Genomic DNA, 16,591 nt, shown 5'->3' with positions numbered 1-16,591 from the left:
ATCACAGGCAATGCCGCGCGGCCAATGCGGAGGCCGCATGGCACGCGCGCGTCACGCCGGGACCGGCGCGGTGTTCACCGCGTGGCAGGCGACACCGTCGATCAATTCCGGAGCTTGCTTGCGGCAGAGGTCGAACGCCAGCGGGCAGCGCGGATTGAAGGCACAGCCGGGCGGCGGATTGATCGGGTTCGGGATTTCGCCCTTCACCGGAATGCGCTGGCGACCGGACATCGCGAGATCAGGCACGGCGCCCAGCAGCATCTTGGTGTAAGGCATGCGTGGACGGGCAAACAGCTCACGCCCCTCCGCAATCTCGACGATCCGGCCGAGATACATCACGCCGACCCGGCTCGCCATGTGGCGGACCACGGCGAGGTTATGGCTGATGAACAAATAGGTCAGGCCGAACTTGTCCTGCAGGTCGCGCATCAGGTTCAGGATTTGCGCCTGCACGGAGACATCGAGCGCCGAGGTCGGCTCGTCGCAGACGATGAATTCGGCGTCGGATGCGAGCGCCCGCGCGATTGCGATACGCTGGCGCTGCCCGCCGGAGAACTCGTGCGGGAATTTCAGACGGTCGTCGGGGTGCAGGCCGACGAGGCTGAGCAACTCGCCGACGCGCGCCTGGATGTCGCGTTCGCCCTGGATCAGGTCGAAGGCGCGGATCGGCTCGGCAATGATGGCATCGACACGGAAGTGCGGGTTCAGGCTCGCATAAGGATCCTGAAAAATCATCTGGATGCGGCGGCGCAGCCTTCGGCGCGCCGACGCCTGCCGCGGATCGGTCATCGAGACGCCGTCGATCAGGACGTTCCCGGAGCTCGGCGGCAACAGGCCGACCACCATCCGCGCCACCGTGGTTTTGCCTGAGCCGGACTCACCGACCAGCGCAAAGGTCTCGCCCTTCTTGATGTCGAAGGTGACGTGATCGACAGCCTTGAGATATTCGAGATGTCCGCCTTCCAGCAAGCGGTTGAGCCAGGGCTTTGATACGTCGAACACGCGGCGGAGATTTGTGGCTTGGACGAAGGGCGCGCTCATGCCGCGGTCTCCGCCGGCACGCTGTCATAGAGATGGCAGGCAACCGATTGCGTGCCACGCGAAAGCGGCTCCGGCCGGTCGACGAGGCAGCGATCGAAGGCGGACGCGCACCGCGGGTTGAACGAGCAGCCGCGCGGGATCGCCGACAGGCGCGGCATGGAGCCCGGAATCTGCACCAGACGCTTGTCGTCGCCGGCAAGCGTCGGGATCGCGCCCATCAGGCCCCTGGCGTATGGGTGCAGCGGGTTCCTGACCACGTCCTGCACCGGGCCGATCTCGGCGACGCGGCCGGCATACATCACCGCGACGCGGTCGGAGGTCTCGGCGATCACGCCCATGTCATGGGTCACCAGCATCACGGCGGTGCCGTGATCGCGGCCGAGCCGCTTGATCAGGGAGATGATCTGCGCCTGCACCGAGACATCGAGGGCGGTGGTCGGCTCGTCCGCGATGATCAGCTCCGGCTCGGCGCAGATCGCCAGCGCAATCACCACGCGCTGGCGCATGCCGCCGGAGAATTCATGGGGGTAGCCATCGATGCGCTTTTCCGGCGCCGGAATGCCGACCTCGGCGAGGAGGTCGATCGCACGGCGGCGGGCAGCCCGTTCAGAAAGATTGAGGTGGGTCCGGATCGTCTCGACGATCTGGTCGCCGACCTTGTACAGCGGATTGAGGGACGTGAGCGGATCCTGGAAGATCATGCCGATGCGCTTTCCCCTGATACGGCGCATGTCCTCCGGCGGCAGATTGTCGATCCGCAGGCCCGCGAGATGGATCTCGCCACCGGCGATGCGGCCGGGCGGATCGATCAGGCCGATCACCGATAGCCCGGTGACGGATTTTCCGGCGCCGGATTCGCCGACCACGCCGAGCACTTCGCCCTTGGCGATGTCGAAGGAGACGCCGTCGATCGCGCGCAGCGTGCCGCGGCGGGAGGCGAACTCGACCTGAAGATTGCGGATGGAGAGAACGGGTTCGGTCATGAACGCTGCATACTCATCGGAGTTTCGGGTTGAGCGCGTCGCGCAGCCAGTCGCCGAGCAGGTTGATCGACAGGATCAGGGCCGCGAGTGCGATTCCGGGGAATGCGACGATCCACCATTCGCCTGCGAACAGATAGCCGTTGCCGATGCGGATCAACGTGCCGAGCGACGGCATGGTCTCGGGCATGCCCGAGCCGAGGAACGACAGTGTCGCCTCGGTGATGATGGCGAGCGCAAGGTTAATGGTGGCGATCACGAGAATCGGCCCCGTGGTGTTCGGCAGCACGTGGCGCAGCATGATCACGGGAGCAGGCAGGCCGATCAATTGCGCGGCTGCGACATAATCCTTGTTCTTCTCGACCAGCACCGAGCCGCGCACCGTGCGCGCGTACTGCACCCAAAAACTCAGCCCGATCGCGAAGACCAGGACCGCCAACATGCTCATCTCATCGAGCTTGTTGCCAAAGACCGATTTGGCGATGCCGTTGATCAGGAGCGCGATCAGGATGGCCGGAAAGGAAAGCTGCACGTCGGCGATGCGCATGATCAGCCCGTCGACGGCGCCGCCGAAATAGCCGGCCGTCAGCCCGAGCATGATGCCGAGCGCGCCGGATAATACCACGCCGAGTACGCCGACGAGTAGCGAGATGCGCAGGCCGTAGAGGATCGCGGACAGCACGTCGCGGCCCTGCTCGTCGGTGCCGAGCAGGAACGGGCTCTGGCCGTCGGCGGTCCAGAGCGGCGAGATGCGCGAATTCATCAGCTGGAGCTGCGCCGGGTCGAACGGATTCTGCACCGACAGCACTGAGGCAAAGATCGCGAGCATGAAAAACAGCAGGGTCACCGCGGCCGCGATCATGGTGATCTTGGAGCGCCGGAACGAAAAGAACAGGTCGCTGTCGAGCGCGCGCTTGAACCAGCCCGGTGCGGCGGCAGCGCGCTTCTCGGTGCTGTGTGGAACGACGGCCTCGCTCATGTCAGTGCGCCCGGCTGACCGTCGAGCGCAGCCGCGGATCGACGATGGTGTAGAGGATATCAACCACGAGATTGATGGTGACGAAGATCAGGGACACCATCATCAGATAGGCTGCCATGATCGGGATATCGACGTTCTGAACGGCCTGCACGAACAGGAGCCCCATGCCCGGCCACTGGAACACCGTCTCGGTGATGATTGCGAAGGCAATGACCGAGCCAAATTGCAGGCCCGCCACGGTGATCACAGGAACCAGCGTGTTGCGCAGCGCATGGCCGAAATGGATGGCCCGCGTGGTGAGCCCACGGGCGCGGGCGAAGCGGATGTAGTCGGTCCGCAGAACCTCGAGCATCTCCGCGCGGACGAGCCGCATGATCAGCGTCATCTGGAACAGACCGAGGGTGATCGAAGGCATGATCAGTGCTTTCAAGCCTGATAGCGTCAGGAGGCCCGTCGTCCACCAGCCGATATGCACGACATCGCCCCGCCCGAAGGAGGGCAGCCACCCAAGTGTCACCGAAAACAGGTAGATCATGAGAATGCCGATCAGGAAGGTCGGCAGCGAGATGCCGATCAGCGAGACGGCCTGGAATATATGCGCGAGCCAGCTGTCACGGCGAAGCGCCGAATAGACCCCCATCAGGATGCCGCTGATCATCGCAAAGATGGTGGCGCAGATCGCGAGCTCCAGCGTCGCGGGCATCCGCTCCATCAGCAGATTGGTGACCGGCAAGCGGAACTGGTAAGATACGCCGAACTTGAACTGCGCAGCGTTGCCGACGTACCGACCGAACTGCATGATCACGGGATCGTCGAGACCGAGGGATTTGCGGATCGCGGCGCGTTCGGCGCCCGACGTGTCCATCCCGACCATCTGGTTCACGGGATCGCCGGCAAAGCGGAACATCGAGAACGAGATGATCCCGACGGCGATCATGACACCGAGGGCCTGGATGGCCCGGCGCAGTGTGAAAGCGAGCATCTGTTCCTTTCACATCTCTTCAGCAGCACGCATCATTGCGTTAGCCCGAAACAGCAAGTCCCGGAAGCCAGGGCTTCCGGGACTTCACGACTTGTCGACACCTACTCGTCCTGCTTGGTCGCCCAGTAGAGCATGACCATGTTGTCCGCGCGCTGGGTCAGCTTCACTTTCTTCGACACGCCCCAGGCGAGCGCCTGCTGGTGAAGCGGGACGTAGGCCCAGTCCTTCATCGAGACCTCGAAGGCCTGCTTGATCAGGAGATCGCGCTTGCCTACGTCGGGCTCCACGAGGATCTTGTCGGCGAGTTCGTCGAACTGCTTGTTGCAGTAGCCGGCGAGATTGGCCTCGCCACGGTTCGGATCCTTGGGGTCGTCCCGGCAGCCCATGATGTCGTGCAGCACGTTGTGGGCGTCGAGCGTATCCGGAGTCCAGCCCAGCATGAACAGTGAAGTCTTGTAGCCGCCGGGCTTCAGCACCTTGGCGAAATACAGCGCCTTGGGTTGCGCCAGCAGCTCCACCTTGATGCCGATACGGGCGAGCATGCCGACGACGGCCTGACAGATCGCGGCGTCATTGACGTAGCGATCGTTCGGGCAGTCCATCGTCACTTCGAAACCGTCGGCATAGCCGGCGTCCGCCAGGAGCTTCTTGGCGGCGTCGGGATCGAACTTCGGCCGGGTGAAGTCCTTCGAGAGCGTAAAGATCTCCGGTGCGACCATCAATGCGGACGGCGTTGAGAGCCCGCGCATGACGCGATTCTTGATCAGGTCGACATCGATCGCCCGGTACACGGCTTCGCGGACGCGTACGTCCTTGAACGGGTTCTTGCCCTTGACGTTGGAGTACAACAGCTCATCGCGCTGCTGATCCATGCCGACGAAGATGGTGCGGAGTTCGGGTCCTGTCAGCACGGTGGCGTTGGGGCTGGCTTTGACGCGCTCGATGTCCTGGACCGGAACCGGTTCGATCACGTCGACCTCGCCCGAGAGCAGCGCCGCGACACGCGTGGCCGGGTTTGCGATCGGCGTGAAGATGATCTCCTTCAGATTATGCTCCGGCTTGCGCCACCAGTTCGGATTTGCCTTGAAGACGGTCTTCACGCCCGGCTGATGGCTCTCGATCGTGAAAGGGCCGGTGCCGTTTTCATGAAGCGAGGCATAGCTCGGGGTCGTCGCGGCTGCGGGCGTCGGTGCCACCGCATCGTTCGCCTCTGCCCATTTCTTGTCCATGATGTACCAGGTCGCCCACAGCGCCGTCAGGATTGGATTGGGCGAAGTCAGGACGAAATCGACGGTGTAATCGTCGATCTTGACCGCCTTGGCGTCGGCGGGAACGCGGCTCTGGAAATTCGAGCCCTTCGCCCGCACGCGCTCGGCCGAGAACACCACGTCGTCCGCGGTGAAGGGGTCGCCGTTGTGGAATTTCACGCCCTTGCGCAGATGAAAGCGCCAGCGTGTCGGCTCCGGGGTCTCCCAGCTTTCGGCCAGCGCCGGGACGATCTTCAGGTCCTTGCCGCGGGCGACCAGGCCCTCATAGACGTGGCCGAGATGCGCACTGGTGGTCGACTCATTCAGCGTGTAGGGGTCGAGCGACTTCAGCTCACCCTGGTTGGCGTAGCGCAGCGTCTGGCTCGACGCCGGCGCGACCGCCAACGCAAGCACACCGGCGAGCGTCGCCGCAAACAGACTTCGTCCGACTGACATTCTTGACCCTCTCCACTCGCCCGCGCCGTATTTTTGATTGTTCGGCGGGCTTGATCGATCCATGTTGCCCAGAGTTCTCGACCCGTGCAAGCGCCATTCCAGCAAGGAACGCGCCAAGTTGCACCGCTGTGCAGCAATGCTGACCAACAATTTAGGGGCGAGAGGCGCGTCGACGACATTGGACTTATGGACCACCGGGTCCGGAGAATGAGGCGGAAACGGCCTGCCGGCGCTCATTCGCGCCCACTATTTGATTGACCATATCCGCCGATTACGGAAGCCGGTGTCCGACCCCGACGTCTCAGGTCGCTTGCGTCGCACGCCATGTCGCGGCGATACTGTGTGACGCCGCTCGAATCTCATCCGGAGGGGATATGAAAGTTAACATCGAAATCGACTGTACCCCCCTCGAAGCCCGGCAGTTTTTCGGGTTGCCTGACGTGTCGCCGATGCAGACGGCAGTGATGGACAAGCTGCAGCAGCAGGTGCTGAGCAACATCGACAAGGTCTCGCCGGAATCGCTGATCCAGAGCTGGTTCACCTTCGATCCCAAGATCGCCGAACGGTTTCAGGACATGTTCGTCACCATGGCCGGTCTCGGCAGCCGCGCAGCGGCGACAAGAAGAAATAGTGCCGACCGCGCGACGGGGCGCCAGCCTCGCCGGCGATCTTCCAGGGCCGGCGAAGTCGATCTATTCGCGCCATTCGCGCAAAGACGGTGTCGTGAATCGGCGGACTTGCGGGCTAGTCGCCACCCGCCGGGCCGAGAATGTCGAGGTGCATTTCGCAAGCCATATCGGCTCGGGGAAATCCGGCTGCGTTGTAGGTCGTGGCGGATCGCCTGGCGCAACCGGAGGGGAGTTCTGGCCATTTGACCGGGCTGGTCCGTTTGCCATTGCATATGCCCCGCCGCAGCGGGCAGTATCGGCCTGACGAGAAGCGCCAGCAAAGGCGCCCGTCGAATCTGAGCGGAGGGAACCATGGCTGACGGTAAGAAGCTGTCATCGCTGGACGCGTCGTTTCTCTATCTGGAAACGCCGGAAATGCCAATGCATGTCGGCAGCATGGCGATCTTTCGTCTGCCTGACGATTACAAAGGCGACTTCTTCGAAGATTTCAAGGCGATGATCGTCTCGCGGTTGCACATCGCGCCGATCCTGAAAGCGCGCCTGGAGAAGGCACCGCTCGACATCGATCATCCGACCTGGGTCGAGGACGACCAATTCGACATCGACCGTCACATCTTCCGTGCCAGCCTGCCAGCGCCGCGCGATCGCGCCACGCTCGAGCGCATCGTCGGCTGGATGCATGCCAAGCTCCTGAACCGTGCTCGCCCGCTCTGGGAGTTCTACGTGTTCGAAGGCATGAAGGACAACGAGGTCGGGCTCTATTCCAAGATGCACCACGCCGCCATCGACGGCGGTGCCGGTGCGGCCCTGACCAACATGATCTACGACATCTCGCCGATCCCGCGAAAGGTCGAGCCGCCGACGGGCGGATCGAAGCCCGGACAGGAGCCGCGCGATATCGCGGCGAACCTGCTCGATTCCTATCAGCAGCTCTTCAGTCAGCCGCTCGATGCCTCGGCGGCCGCGAAGAACCTCCAATTGCCGCGCACCGGCAAGAGCGACATCGGCTCGATCCTGTTCGACAATGCGATGTACCAGATCGAGAGCGCGGTACGCTTTGCCGGTAACATCCCGACCATGGTCAAGAGTGTTTCCGACGTGCTCGGCAAGATTTCCGATCCGAAGTCGCGCGAGAGCCTCGCCAGCATGGTGTCGCCGCCGACCATGCTCAACAAGTCGATCTCCTCCGAGCGCAGCTTTGCCGGCGTGTCGATCTCGTTGTCGCGATCCAAGGCGCTGGCCAAGCAGGCCGGCGGCAAGCTCAACGACGTGGTGCTGGCGCTCGCCTCCGGCGTGGTCCGGCGCTACCTCCTGCAATACGGCACGCTGCCGGCGAAATCGCTGACCGCCGCCGTGCCGATCTCGCTGCGCGAGGAGGGCAACACCGAGGCCAACAACCAGGTGTTCGGCATGATCTGCTCGATCGCAACCAACATCGAGGATCCCAAGGCGCGGTTGGAAGCCATCATCGCGCAGTCGACCAAATCCAAGGAGATGTCGCACCCGTTGCGGGCCTTGATGCCGCAGGTCTCCAACATCTCGATGCTGGGCGCTCCAATCATCGTCCAGATCATGGCGCTGCTCTACAGCCGCTCCGACCTGTCGGACGTGTTGCCGCCGGCGGTGAACATTACCGTCTCCAACGTGCCGGGCCCGCGGCAGACGCTCTATGCCGCAGGTGCCGAACTGCTGCACATCTTTCCGGTATCGATCTCGACACATGGGCAGGCGCTGAACATCACCGTGCAGAGCTACCGCGACCAGCTCGATTTCGGCTTCATCGTCGGCGCCAACATCATTCCGCACGTGCAGGTGATGTGCGACATGCTGCCTGAGGAGTTTGCCGCGCTGGAGGCGGCCTTCGCGCCGCCGGCGGCGGACGTCAAGCGCGCCGCAGAGTAGGAATATTGCCATGATCGAAATGCCGCCGCTCAAGTTCGTGCAGACGAACGGAATCCGCATGGGGTATTACGAGGCTGGTCCGGTCTCCGACATGCCGCCGATGGTGCTGTGCCATGGCTGGCCGGAGCTTGCCTTCTCATGGCGTCACCAGATCAAGGCACTGAGCGAGGCCGGCATCCGCGTGATCGCGCCGGACCAGCGCGGCTATGGCGCGACCGAGCGGCCGGAGCCGGTCGAGGACTACGACATCGAGCACCTGACCGGCGACCTCGTCGGACTGCTCGATCATCTGGAGATCGACAAGGCGATTTTCGTCGGCCACGACTGGGGCGGCTTCATCGTCTGGCAGATGCCGCTGCGGTACATCGACCGGGTTGCCGGCGTTGTCGGCATCAATACGCCCCATACCAATCGTGCCTGGGCCGATCCGATCGAGCTGCTGCGCGCTCGCTTCGGCGACAAGATGTACATCGTGCAGTTCCAGGAGCCGGGGCGCGAGCCCGACAGGATATTTGGCAGCCGGGTGGAGCAAACTTTCGATGCGTTCATGCGCAAGCCGGCGTCGCGGCCGCCCGATGCGCCGGCGGAGGAAGTGATTGCCGGCGTGGGCGCTTCGCCGCGGGTCAATCTGGCGTTTCCGCAGATGATTGCGGCGTACGACGCGAAGCACGATCCGCGCGCGCCGATTCTGTCGCCGGAAGAGAAAAAGGTGTTCGTCGACAATTTCACCAGAACGGGCTTCACCGGCGGCATCAACTGGTACCGCAACATGTCGCGCAACTGGATGCGTGCCGAAGGGCTCGATCATACGGTGCGCGTGCCATCGCTGATGATCATGGCCGAGAACGATGCGGTGTTGCCGCCATCTTCCGCCGACGGCATGGACAAGCTGATTCCCGATCTGGAAAAATATCTTGTCCGCGATAGCGGACATTGGACGCAGCAGGAGAAGCCGGAAGAGGTCAGCGCCAAGCTGATCGAATGGCGTAGAAGGCGGTTTGGCTAGCTCGTCATTGCGAGCAGGGGGAAGCGTAGCAATGTCATCGAAGAACCGTCTGGACCCGATTCCCCAGCCGCCGACCAAGCCGGTGGTCGGCAACATGCTGTCGCTGGATTCGGCAGCACCCGTGCAGAACCTGACGCGGCTTGCCAAGGAGCTCGGCCCGATCTTCTGGCTCGACATGATGGGATCGCCGATCGTCGTCGTCTCCGGACACGATCTCGTCAACGAGCTCTCCGACGAGAAACGCTTCGACAAGGCCGTGCGCGGCGCGCTGCGGCGCGTGCGCGCAGTCGGCGGCGACGGCCTGTTCACGGCGGATACCAAGGAGCCGAACTGGAGCAAGGCGCACAACATCTTGCTGCAGCCGTTCGGCAGCCGCGCCATGCAGTCCTATCACCCGAGCATGGTCGATATCGCCGCGCAGCTCGTCCACAAATGGGAGCGCCTGAACGCCGACGACGAAATCGACGTCGTCCACGACATGACGGCGCTGACGCTCGACACGATCGGCCTGTGCGGTTTCGAGTACCGGTTCAATTCATTTTACCGGCGCGACTATCATCCTTTCGTCGAGTCGCTGGTGCGTTCGCTCGAAACCATCATGATGACGCGCGGGCTGCCGTTCGAGCAGCTCTGGATGCAGAAGCGGCGGAAGACGTTGAGCGAAGACGTCGATTTCATGAACAAGATGGTCGACGAAATTATCGCCGAGCGCCGCAAGAGCGCAGCGGGCCTTGACGACAAGAAGGACATGCTGGCCGCGATGATGACCGGCGTCGATCGCTCGACCGGCGAGCAGCTCGACGACGTCAACATCCGCTACCAGATCAACACGTTTTTGATCGCGGGGCACGAGACCACCAGTGGCCTGCTGTCCTGCACGCTTTATGCGCTGCTGAAGCATCCGGACATTCTCAAGAGGGCCTATGACGAGGTCGACCGCGTCTTCGGCTCCGACGTCGATGCCAAACCGACCTATCAACAGGTCACGCAGCTCACCTACATCACGCAGATCCTGAAAGAGGCGTTGCGGCTGTGGCCGCCGGCGCCGGCCTACGGCATCTCGCCTCTGAACGACGAGACCATCGGCGGCGGCAAATACAAGCTCAGGAAGGGTACATTCACCACGATCCTGGTGACGGCGCTGCATCGCGACCCCAGCGTCTGGGGGCCCACCCCGGATGCCTTCGACCCCGAGAATTTCAGCCGCGAGGCGGAGGCCAAGCGGCCGGTCAATGCCTGGAAGCCGTTCGGCAACGGCCAGCGCGCCTGCATCGGCCGCGGCTTCGCCATGCACGAGGCCGCGCTCGCGCTCGGCATGATCCTCCAGCGCTTCAGGCTGATCGACCATCAGCGTTATCAGATGCACCTGAAGGAAACGCTGACGATGAAGCCGGAAGGCTTCAAGATCATGGTGCACCCACGCGCCGATCGTGAGCGCGGTGCTTATGGCGGGCCTGCCGCGGCGGCGGTGTCGGCGCCGAGGGCGCCGCGTCAGCCGGCCACGCGTCCCGGCCACAACACGCCGATGCTGGTGCTCTACGGCTCCAACCTCGGCACGGCCGAGGAGCTCGCGACGCGCATGGCCGATCTCGCCGAGATCAACGGCTTTGCGGTGAAGCTCGGGCCGCTCGATGACCACGTCGGCAGGCTGCCGCAGGAGGGCGGCGTGCTGATTATCTGCGCCTCCTACAATGGCGCGCCGCCTGACAATGCGACACAGTTCGTCAAATGGCTCGGCGACGACCTGCGAAAAGACGCCTTCGCCAATGTGCGCTACGCCGTGTTCGGTTGCGGCAACAGCGACTGGGCGGCGACCTATCAATCGGTGCCGCGCTTCATCGACGAACAATTGTCGAAGCATGGCGCACGCGCAATCTATCCGCGCGGCGAGGGCGATGCGCGCAGCGATCTCGACGGCCAGTTCCAGAAGTGGTTCCCGGCCGCTGCCCAGGTTGCAACCAGGGAATTCGGCATCGACTGGAATTTCACCCGCACCGCGGAGGACGATCCGCTCTACGCGATCGAGCCGGTGGCAGTGACCGCCGTCAACACCATCGTGGCCCAGGGCGGCGCGGTGGCGATGAAGGTGCTGGTTAATGACGAATTGCAGAACAACTCCGGTGCCAATCCGTCGGAGCGCTCGACACGTCACATCGAGGTGCAGCTTCCGTCCAATGTCATCTACCGGGTCGGCGACCATCTGAGCGTGCTTCCACGCAACGATCCAACGCTGGTGGATTCGGTGGCCCGCCGGTTCGGTTTCCTGCCGGCTGACCAGATCAGGCTTCAGGTCGCCGAGGGTCGTCGCGCGCAGTTGCCGGTCGGCGATGCCGTGTCGGTCGGCCGCCTGCTCAGCGAGTTCGTCGAGTTGCAGCAGGTGGCGACGCGGAAGCAGATCCAGGTCATGGCTGAGCACACCCGTTGCCCCGTCACCAGGCCGAAATTGCTGGCCCTGGTCGGCGAGGAGGCCGAGCCGCTCGAACGTTACGGCACCGACATTTTGTCCAGGCGCAAATCCGTGTTCGACCTGTTGCTCGAACATCCCGCCTGCGAACTGCCGTTCCACGTCTACCTGGAAATGCTCTCGCTGCTGGCGCCGCGCTATTACTCGATCTCGTCCTCGCCGTCGGTCGATCCAACGCGCTGTAGCGTCACGGCCGGAGTGGTCGAAGGGCCGGCCGCCTCCGGCCGCGGCACCTACAAAGGCATATGCTCGAACTATCTCGCCAACCGGCGTCCAGGCGATACGGTCTACGCCACGGTGCGCGAAACCAAGGCCGGCTTCCGGCTCCCGGATGATCCATCCGTGCCGATCATCATGATCGGTCCGGGTACGGGATTGGCTCCGTTCCGCGGCTTCCTCCAGGAGCGCGCCGCGCGCAAGGCGAAAGGTGCCACGCTTGGGCCGGCGATGCTGTTCTTCGGCTGCCGCCATCCCGACCAGGATTTTCTCTATGCGGATGAACTGAAGATGCTGGCGGCCAACGGCATCGCCGAATTGTTCACCGCGTTCTCGCGCGCGGACGGACCGAAGACATATGTCCAGCACATGCTTGCCGCGCAGAAGGGCAGGGTCTGGCCCCTGATCGAGCAGGGCGCGATCATCTATGTCTGCGGCGATGGCAGCAAGATGGAGCCCGACGTGAAGGCGGCGCTGGTCGCGATCCATCGCGAGAAGAGCGGCAGCGATGCGGCCATGGGCGCGCGCTGGATCGAGGAAATGGGCGCGAAGAACCGCTATGTGCTGGACGTCTGGGCGCGAGGGTGATTGTCCGTCCGATCGTGCTAAAGCTCTCGCATGATTCCCTGGGAAAAAATCGACACCGCCAAAATCCCCGGCTCCGACGAGGAACTCCGCCTAATGCGGCGCGGCAAGGAGTTTTCGATCAAGCTCGGCACCAACGAGCTGATGAACAACCGCCTGTCGGGCTCGAAGCCGCACTCGCGACGCTCGCAGCGAAGCGAATCGAGATGGTCGCAAAGCCCGTCGTCCTCATCGGTGGCCTCGGCATGGGGTTTACGCTGCGCGCGGCGCTCGCCGTGCTCGGAGCTAAGGCGAAGATCGTGGTCTCCGAACTGGTGCCTGCGGTCGTCGCCTGGGCGCGAGGCCCGATGTCAGAAGTCTTCGGCGACAGTCTCGATGATGCCAGGGTGAGCATACGCGAGACTGACGTCGGCGAGATCATCCGGGCGAAGAGCTCGGCTTTCGACGCCATTCTTCTTGATGTCGACAACGGGCCGGAGGGGCTGACAAGAAAGGGCAACGACGCGCTCTACGGCGCAAGCGGGCTGAAGGCGGCGAAGACGGCGTTGCGGCCGGGCGGCGTGCTCGCTGTCTGGTCGTCGGGACCCAATGCCGCATTCACCAAGCGTCTCGGCAGCGCCGGTTTCGACGTCAATGAGGTGAATGTGCGCGCCACCGGCCGGGGCGGCGGCGCGCGCCACGTGATCTGGATCGCGAAGAAGAGCTAGAATATCATGTTGTTGTTAGCCGGATTGTCCGGGATCGGCTGCACCACGTCCCAATGCTCGACGATCTTGCCGTCCTCCAGCTTGAAGATGTCCACGATCGCGTTGCCTTTGGTACCGGGTTCGCGAAACCGCGTGAACGTGGAGAATGACGTGTCGCCGCGCACGAACAAGCGCTCGGTCTCGCTGTGGACCGAGGGCGTCGGTCTACGCCGCCTGCGCTGCTGCGCCATGGGCGTGCTTGTCGATGGCGTCGATGATCTCCGGCCAGAACTTCATCGGAAGCGCGTGTCCCATGCCCTCGATCATCAGCAGCTTTGCACCCGGAATTGACGCTGCCGTGTCCTTGCCGCCCTCGGGACGGACCAGCGGATCGATCGTGCCGTGAATTACGAGCGTCGGCGTCTTGACGCCATGCAGCCGCTCCTTGCGGCTGCCGGAGGCAAGCACGGCGCGGAGCTGCCGGCCGACGCCGGCCGGATTGAGCCCGCGGGCGAAGACGCGTTCGGCGCGGCCAGGGTCGAGCGCTTCGTCCTCCGGAAAGGAACCGGCGCGCAACACCTTCCAGGTCTGGCCGAAGCGGGTGATGAACTCTTCCTTGCTGCGCGGCGGCGGCGCCATCAGCATGGCAGCGGCCTCCCGCGTCGGCGGCGGCACGCGCGGATTGCCTGTCGTCGACATGATGGAGGTCAGTGAGCGCACGCGTTGCGGAAACGACAGCGTCACCTCCTGCGCGATCATGCCGCCCATGGACGCCCCGACCAGATGCGCCGACTTGATGCCGAGCGCGTCCATCAGGCCGACCGTGTCTTTGGCCATGTCGATCAGCTTGTAGGTTGCGGCCACGGGAATCCGGAGGAAGCGAAGCTTGAGCAGTTCGAGCGGCGTCAGCCGCTTGCCGCCGGCGAGATGGCTCGACTTGCCGATGTCGCGGTTGTCGAACCGGATCACGCGAAAGCCGCGCGCGGCGAGCTGCTCGCAGAATGCATCATCCCAATGGATCATCTGCGCCCCGAGCCCCATGATCAGCAGCAGCGGCTCGGCAGTCTCGTTGCCGAAAATCTCGTAGCAGATGTCGATGCCGTTGGCGTGGAGGGTCTGGGGCGGCTCATGGGCGTTCACAGGCGTTTTCCCTTGGCGTTTGATCGATGCTGTATCGCACGGTTTGCCGCGGCAAAGAAGCCGTGTGCGCGGCACCCGCCGCTTGCCGGTTGACCGGCCCGCCGCAACGGTGTGGTATGGCGGGAAAAGAAGGGCACAAGCCCTCCACATTGGGAGGACGCTGATGACCGACAAGATCACCGATCCAGTCGCCTTGTGGCAGAAGATGGTCGGGGACATGGAGAAGGGGTTCAATTCATTCGCCACCAAGGCAATGGAGACGCCTGAATTCTCGCAAGCCATGAATCGCGCGGGCGGCGCTGCTGCGGGTGCTCAGAAGCAGTTCGGTGATCTCATGGAGAAGTACCTGCTCTCAATGAATCTGCCGAGCCGTGAGCAGATGACCGGCATCGCCGAACGGCTGCAAGCGATCGAAGGCCAGCTTGGCGAGATCAGGTCGATGCTGAGCCAGATGTCGGCCAATTCGGGCGATGCGCAGATCGGCGTCGCGCCGCGGCCGCCACGCACCAAACGTCCGCCCTCTGAAGGCGGAGAGCAAAAATGAACGCGCCGACGGGACTTGATTTCGCAGCAATCCCGGAGCGCATCCAGTCCGAAGTGCAGCGCGCGATCCAGCGCAGCATCAAGGGCGTCGAATATTTCTCGACCTCCGGCCCCACGCTCGGATCGACGCCGAAGGACGTGCTGCATTCGCGCGGTACGATGAGCCTCTATCACTACCGGCCGATGTCGGACGAGATCTACCGCGTGCCGGTGCTTGTCGTCATGGCGACGACCAATCGCGGCTACATCCTCGATCTCGTGCCGGGCCAGAGCTTTATCGAGTTCCTGCTCAGGCGCGGCTACGATGTCTACATGCTCGACTGGAGCGCGCCGCGGCCGGAGGAGAAGCGCCTGAGAATGGAGGACTATGTCCTCGATTTCATCCCCGATTGCGTGCGTCGGGTGCAGGCGGATTCCGGCGAGCAGGAGGTCTCCGTCATTGGCTATTGCTTCGGCGGCGTGCTGTCGCTGCTGTACGGCGCGATCTTTCCGGACGGGCCGATGAAAAATTTGATCTGCTTCACCACGCCGATCGATTTCCGCGAGATGAAGCTGTTCTCGAATTTCTCCGATCGCCGCTATTTTGACGTCGACCGTCTCGTCGACAGTGTCGGCAACGTGCCGCCTGAGATGATCCTTTCGTCGTTCGAGATGCTGCGGCCGGCCTCGCGGACTGTGAGCCAGATCCAGCTCTGGGAAAACATCTGGAACGACGAGTTCGTGAAGTCGTACCGGATGTTCGACCGCTGGGCGACGGACACGCTGCCGCTGGCGGGCGAATATTTCCGCACCATCACCAAGGACCTGATGTGGGACAACAAGCTGTTCAACGACACGATGTCGGTCGGCGGCCGCACAGCGAAGCTCGAGAACATCAAGGTGCCGATCCTGCACGCGGTTGCCGAGCACGATCACATCGTGCCGTATGAGGCCGCAAAACATCTGATCGCCAAGATCGGATCTGACGACAAGGAAGAGGTGATGCTGAAGGGTGGTCACGTCTCTCTCGTCGCCGGTGCCAATGCGGTGAAGCGGCTTTGGCCGAAGCTGGATTCCTGGCTGGGAAAGAGATCGACATGAGTGAGCAGCGTGCCTATCCGCGTCACGTCAAGACGGACGCGGGCGATATCGAGATCCGCCTGATGTCGCCTGCGGACGAAGCCGCTGTGCTCGCTTTCGGCAAGGACTTGCCGACGCATGACTTGCTGTTTCTGCCGCGCAACATCAGCGAACCGAAGGTGCTGTCCGCCTGGGTCAAGGAGATCGAGCGTGGTGCGATTCAGAGCCTTCTCGCGGTGAGGGACGGCAAGGTCGTGGGTTGCGGCACGCTGGTGCGCGATCCGCATTCCTGGTCGCCCCATGTCGGCGAGATCCGCATGGTGGTTTCGCCCGATGTGCGCGGGAAGGGGTGGGAAAGGCCCTGTCGCAGGAGACCTTTACGCTCGCGCTAGGGGCGGGGCTGGAAAAGCTCTCGGTCCAGATGACGGTCGACCAGCAGGCGGCGATCGCGCTGTTCGAGAGCCTGGGCTTCAAGGCCGAGGCTCTGCTGCGGGACCATGTCCGGGACGTCGCCGGCAGGACCCACGACATTGTGGTGCTCGGGCACAACATCGCGCAGGTCCAAGCCCAGATGGAGGCCTACGGCGTGCCAGGTGCTGTCCAGCACTAGGCGCCACGAGCAGCCCCAGCAGCCCTCCGGGAACCCATCTGGCTAGAGAGGCACCAAATCGCCTCC

12 protein-coding genes and 4 pseudogenes are annotated in these 16,591 nt (G+C 63.4%); 9 read left to right on the top strand and 7 right to left on the bottom strand.

Translation table 11 applies throughout. From position 1 onward, the window contains the following. Nucleotides 1-51 precede the first annotated feature (51 nt). The 5 genes from ACTGJ9_RS32535 to ACTGJ9_RS32515 form a co-directional block, all read right to left on the bottom strand. On the bottom strand, nt 52-1,041 hold the full coding sequence (locus tag ACTGJ9_RS32535) for an ABC transporter ATP-binding protein (RefSeq protein ID WP_456674379.1): 990 nt from the start codon (nt 1,039-1,041) through the stop codon (nt 52-54). Continuing rightward, entirely contained in the window at nt 1,038-2,024 is a 987-nt protein-coding gene (locus tag ACTGJ9_RS32530) for an ABC transporter ATP-binding protein (protein WP_456674378.1), read from the bottom strand. The genes ACTGJ9_RS32535 and ACTGJ9_RS32530 overlap by 4 nt, the downstream gene beginning before the upstream one ends. A 13-nt stretch (nt 2,025-2,037) precedes the next feature. Beyond that, nucleotides 2,038-3,000 (bottom strand): ABC transporter permease, encoded by a 963-nt coding sequence (locus tag ACTGJ9_RS32525; RefSeq protein ID WP_456674377.1) that lies wholly within the window; start codon nt 2,998-3,000, stop codon nt 2,038-2,040. Nucleotide 3,001: 1 nt separating this feature from the next. Further along, nucleotides 3,002-3,982: an ABC transporter permease gene (locus tag ACTGJ9_RS32520; protein WP_456674376.1), complete on the bottom strand. Its 981-nt coding sequence runs from the start codon at nt 3,980-3,982 to the stop codon at nt 3,002-3,004. 101 nt (nt 3,983-4,083) lie between these two features. Then, entirely contained in the window at nt 4,084-5,685 is a 1,602-nt protein-coding gene (locus ACTGJ9_RS32515; RefSeq protein ID WP_456674375.1) for an ABC transporter substrate-binding protein, read from the bottom strand. A gap of 374 nt (nt 5,686-6,059) precedes the next feature. Here ACTGJ9_RS32515 and ACTGJ9_RS32510 point away from each other — a divergent pair. From ACTGJ9_RS32510 to ACTGJ9_RS32485, 6 genes and pseudogenes are all read left to right on the top strand, one after another. Beyond that, nucleotides 6,060-6,290: pseudogene (locus ACTGJ9_RS32510) on the top strand (DUF6489 family protein); the annotation flags it as partial. 52 nt (nt 6,291-6,342) lie between these two features. Further along, nucleotides 6,343-6,618: pseudogene (locus ACTGJ9_RS32505) on the top strand (alpha/beta hydrolase); the annotation flags it as partial. Nucleotides 6,619-6,665: 47 nt separating this feature from the next. Further along, complete coding sequence (locus ACTGJ9_RS32500) at nt 6,666-8,216, top strand: wax ester/triacylglycerol synthase family O-acyltransferase (RefSeq protein WP_456674374.1); 1,551 nt, start codon at nt 6,666-6,668, stop codon at nt 8,214-8,216. Nucleotides 8,217-8,226: 10 nt separating this feature from the next. Then, nucleotides 8,227-9,222, top strand: a complete 996-nt coding sequence (locus ACTGJ9_RS32495; RefSeq protein ID WP_456674373.1) for an alpha/beta fold hydrolase — start codon at nt 8,227-8,229, stop codon at nt 9,220-9,222. Nucleotides 9,223-9,253: 31 nt separating this feature from the next. Next, nucleotides 9,254-12,490, top strand: a complete 3,237-nt coding sequence (locus ACTGJ9_RS32490) for a bifunctional cytochrome P450/NADPH--P450 reductase (RefSeq protein WP_456674372.1) — start codon at nt 9,254-9,256, stop codon at nt 12,488-12,490. A gap of 30 nt (nt 12,491-12,520) precedes the next feature. After that, nucleotides 12,521-13,194: pseudogene (locus ACTGJ9_RS32485) on the top strand (spermidine synthase). Here the strand turns inward: ACTGJ9_RS32485 and ACTGJ9_RS32480 are convergent. Continuing rightward, a complete protein-coding gene (locus ACTGJ9_RS32480) occupies nt 13,191-13,424 on the bottom strand; it encodes a nuclear transport factor 2 family protein (protein ID WP_456674371.1) in 234 nt (77 codons plus the stop codon). The pseudogene ACTGJ9_RS32485 and the gene ACTGJ9_RS32480 sit on opposite strands and share 4 nt — an antisense overlap. After that, nucleotides 13,399-14,313, bottom strand: coding sequence for an alpha/beta fold hydrolase (locus ACTGJ9_RS32475; RefSeq protein ID WP_456674370.1), 915 nt, complete (start codon nt 14,311-14,313; stop codon nt 13,399-13,401). Before ACTGJ9_RS32475 ends, ACTGJ9_RS32480 begins: the two co-directional genes overlap by 26 nt. Before the next feature lie 163 nt (nt 14,314-14,476). On the opposite strand from ACTGJ9_RS32475, the gene ACTGJ9_RS32470 reads away from it, so the two are divergent. The 3 genes and pseudogenes from ACTGJ9_RS32470 to ACTGJ9_RS32460 all read left to right on the top strand — a co-directional run bounded on the left by ACTGJ9_RS32470 (nt 14,477) and on the right by ACTGJ9_RS32460 (nt 16,525). Then, the gene (locus ACTGJ9_RS32470) at nt 14,477-14,857 is read left to right on the top strand and encodes a hypothetical protein (protein WP_456678698.1); all 381 of its coding nucleotides are present in this window, start codon (nt 14,477-14,479) and stop codon (nt 14,855-14,857) included. Then, a complete protein-coding gene (locus ACTGJ9_RS32465; protein ID WP_456674369.1) occupies nt 14,854-15,936 on the top strand; it encodes a PHA/PHB synthase family protein in 1,083 nt (360 codons plus the stop codon). Before ACTGJ9_RS32470 ends, ACTGJ9_RS32465 begins: the two co-directional genes overlap by 4 nt. Next, nucleotides 15,933-16,525 (top strand): annotated as a pseudogene (locus ACTGJ9_RS32460) (GNAT family N-acetyltransferase). The gene ACTGJ9_RS32465 and the pseudogene ACTGJ9_RS32460 overlap by 4 nt, the downstream one beginning before the upstream one ends. The last annotated feature ends 66 nt before the right edge of the window (nt 16,526-16,591 follow it).

The sequence above is a fragment of the Bradyrhizobium sp. RDM12 genome, from assembly GCF_051917485.1.
GTDB lineage: Bacteria > Pseudomonadota > Alphaproteobacteria > Rhizobiales > Xanthobacteraceae > Bradyrhizobium.
Note: the sequence above shows the minus strand (reverse complement) of the source record. Positions and strands in the feature narration are given on the sequence as shown.

Coding starts and splice junctions, on each gene's coding strand:
- ACTGJ9_RS32530 (WP_456674378.1), bottom strand. CDS start 2,024: ATGACCGAACCCGTTCTCTCCATCCGCAATCTTCAGGTCGAGTTCGCC.
- ACTGJ9_RS32470 (WP_456678698.1), top strand. CDS start 14,477: ATGACCGACAAGATCACCGATCCAGTCGCCTTGTGGCAGAAGATGGTC.
- ACTGJ9_RS32480 (WP_456674371.1), bottom strand. CDS start 13,424: ATGGCGCAGCAGCGCAGGCGGCGTAGACCGACGCCCTCGGTCCACAGC.
- ACTGJ9_RS32500 (WP_456674374.1), top strand. CDS start 6,666: ATGGCTGACGGTAAGAAGCTGTCATCGCTGGACGCGTCGTTTCTCTAT.
- ACTGJ9_RS32520 (WP_456674376.1), bottom strand. CDS start 3,982: ATGCTCGCTTTCACACTGCGCCGGGCCATCCAGGCCCTCGGTGTCATG.
- ACTGJ9_RS32495 (WP_456674373.1), top strand. CDS start 8,227: ATGATCGAAATGCCGCCGCTCAAGTTCGTGCAGACGAACGGAATCCGC.
- ACTGJ9_RS32535 (WP_456674379.1), bottom strand. CDS start 1,041: ATGAGCGCGCCCTTCGTCCAAGCCACAAATCTCCGCCGCGTGTTCGAC.
- ACTGJ9_RS32515 (WP_456674375.1), bottom strand. CDS start 5,685: ATGTCAGTCGGACGAAGTCTGTTTGCGGCGACGCTCGCCGGTGTGCTT.
- ACTGJ9_RS32490 (WP_456674372.1), top strand. CDS start 9,254: ATGTCATCGAAGAACCGTCTGGACCCGATTCCCCAGCCGCCGACCAAG.
- ACTGJ9_RS32525 (WP_456674377.1), bottom strand. CDS start 3,000: ATGAGCGAGGCCGTCGTTCCACACAGCACCGAGAAGCGCGCTGCCGCC.
- ACTGJ9_RS32465 (WP_456674369.1), top strand. CDS start 14,854: ATGAACGCGCCGACGGGACTTGATTTCGCAGCAATCCCGGAGCGCATC.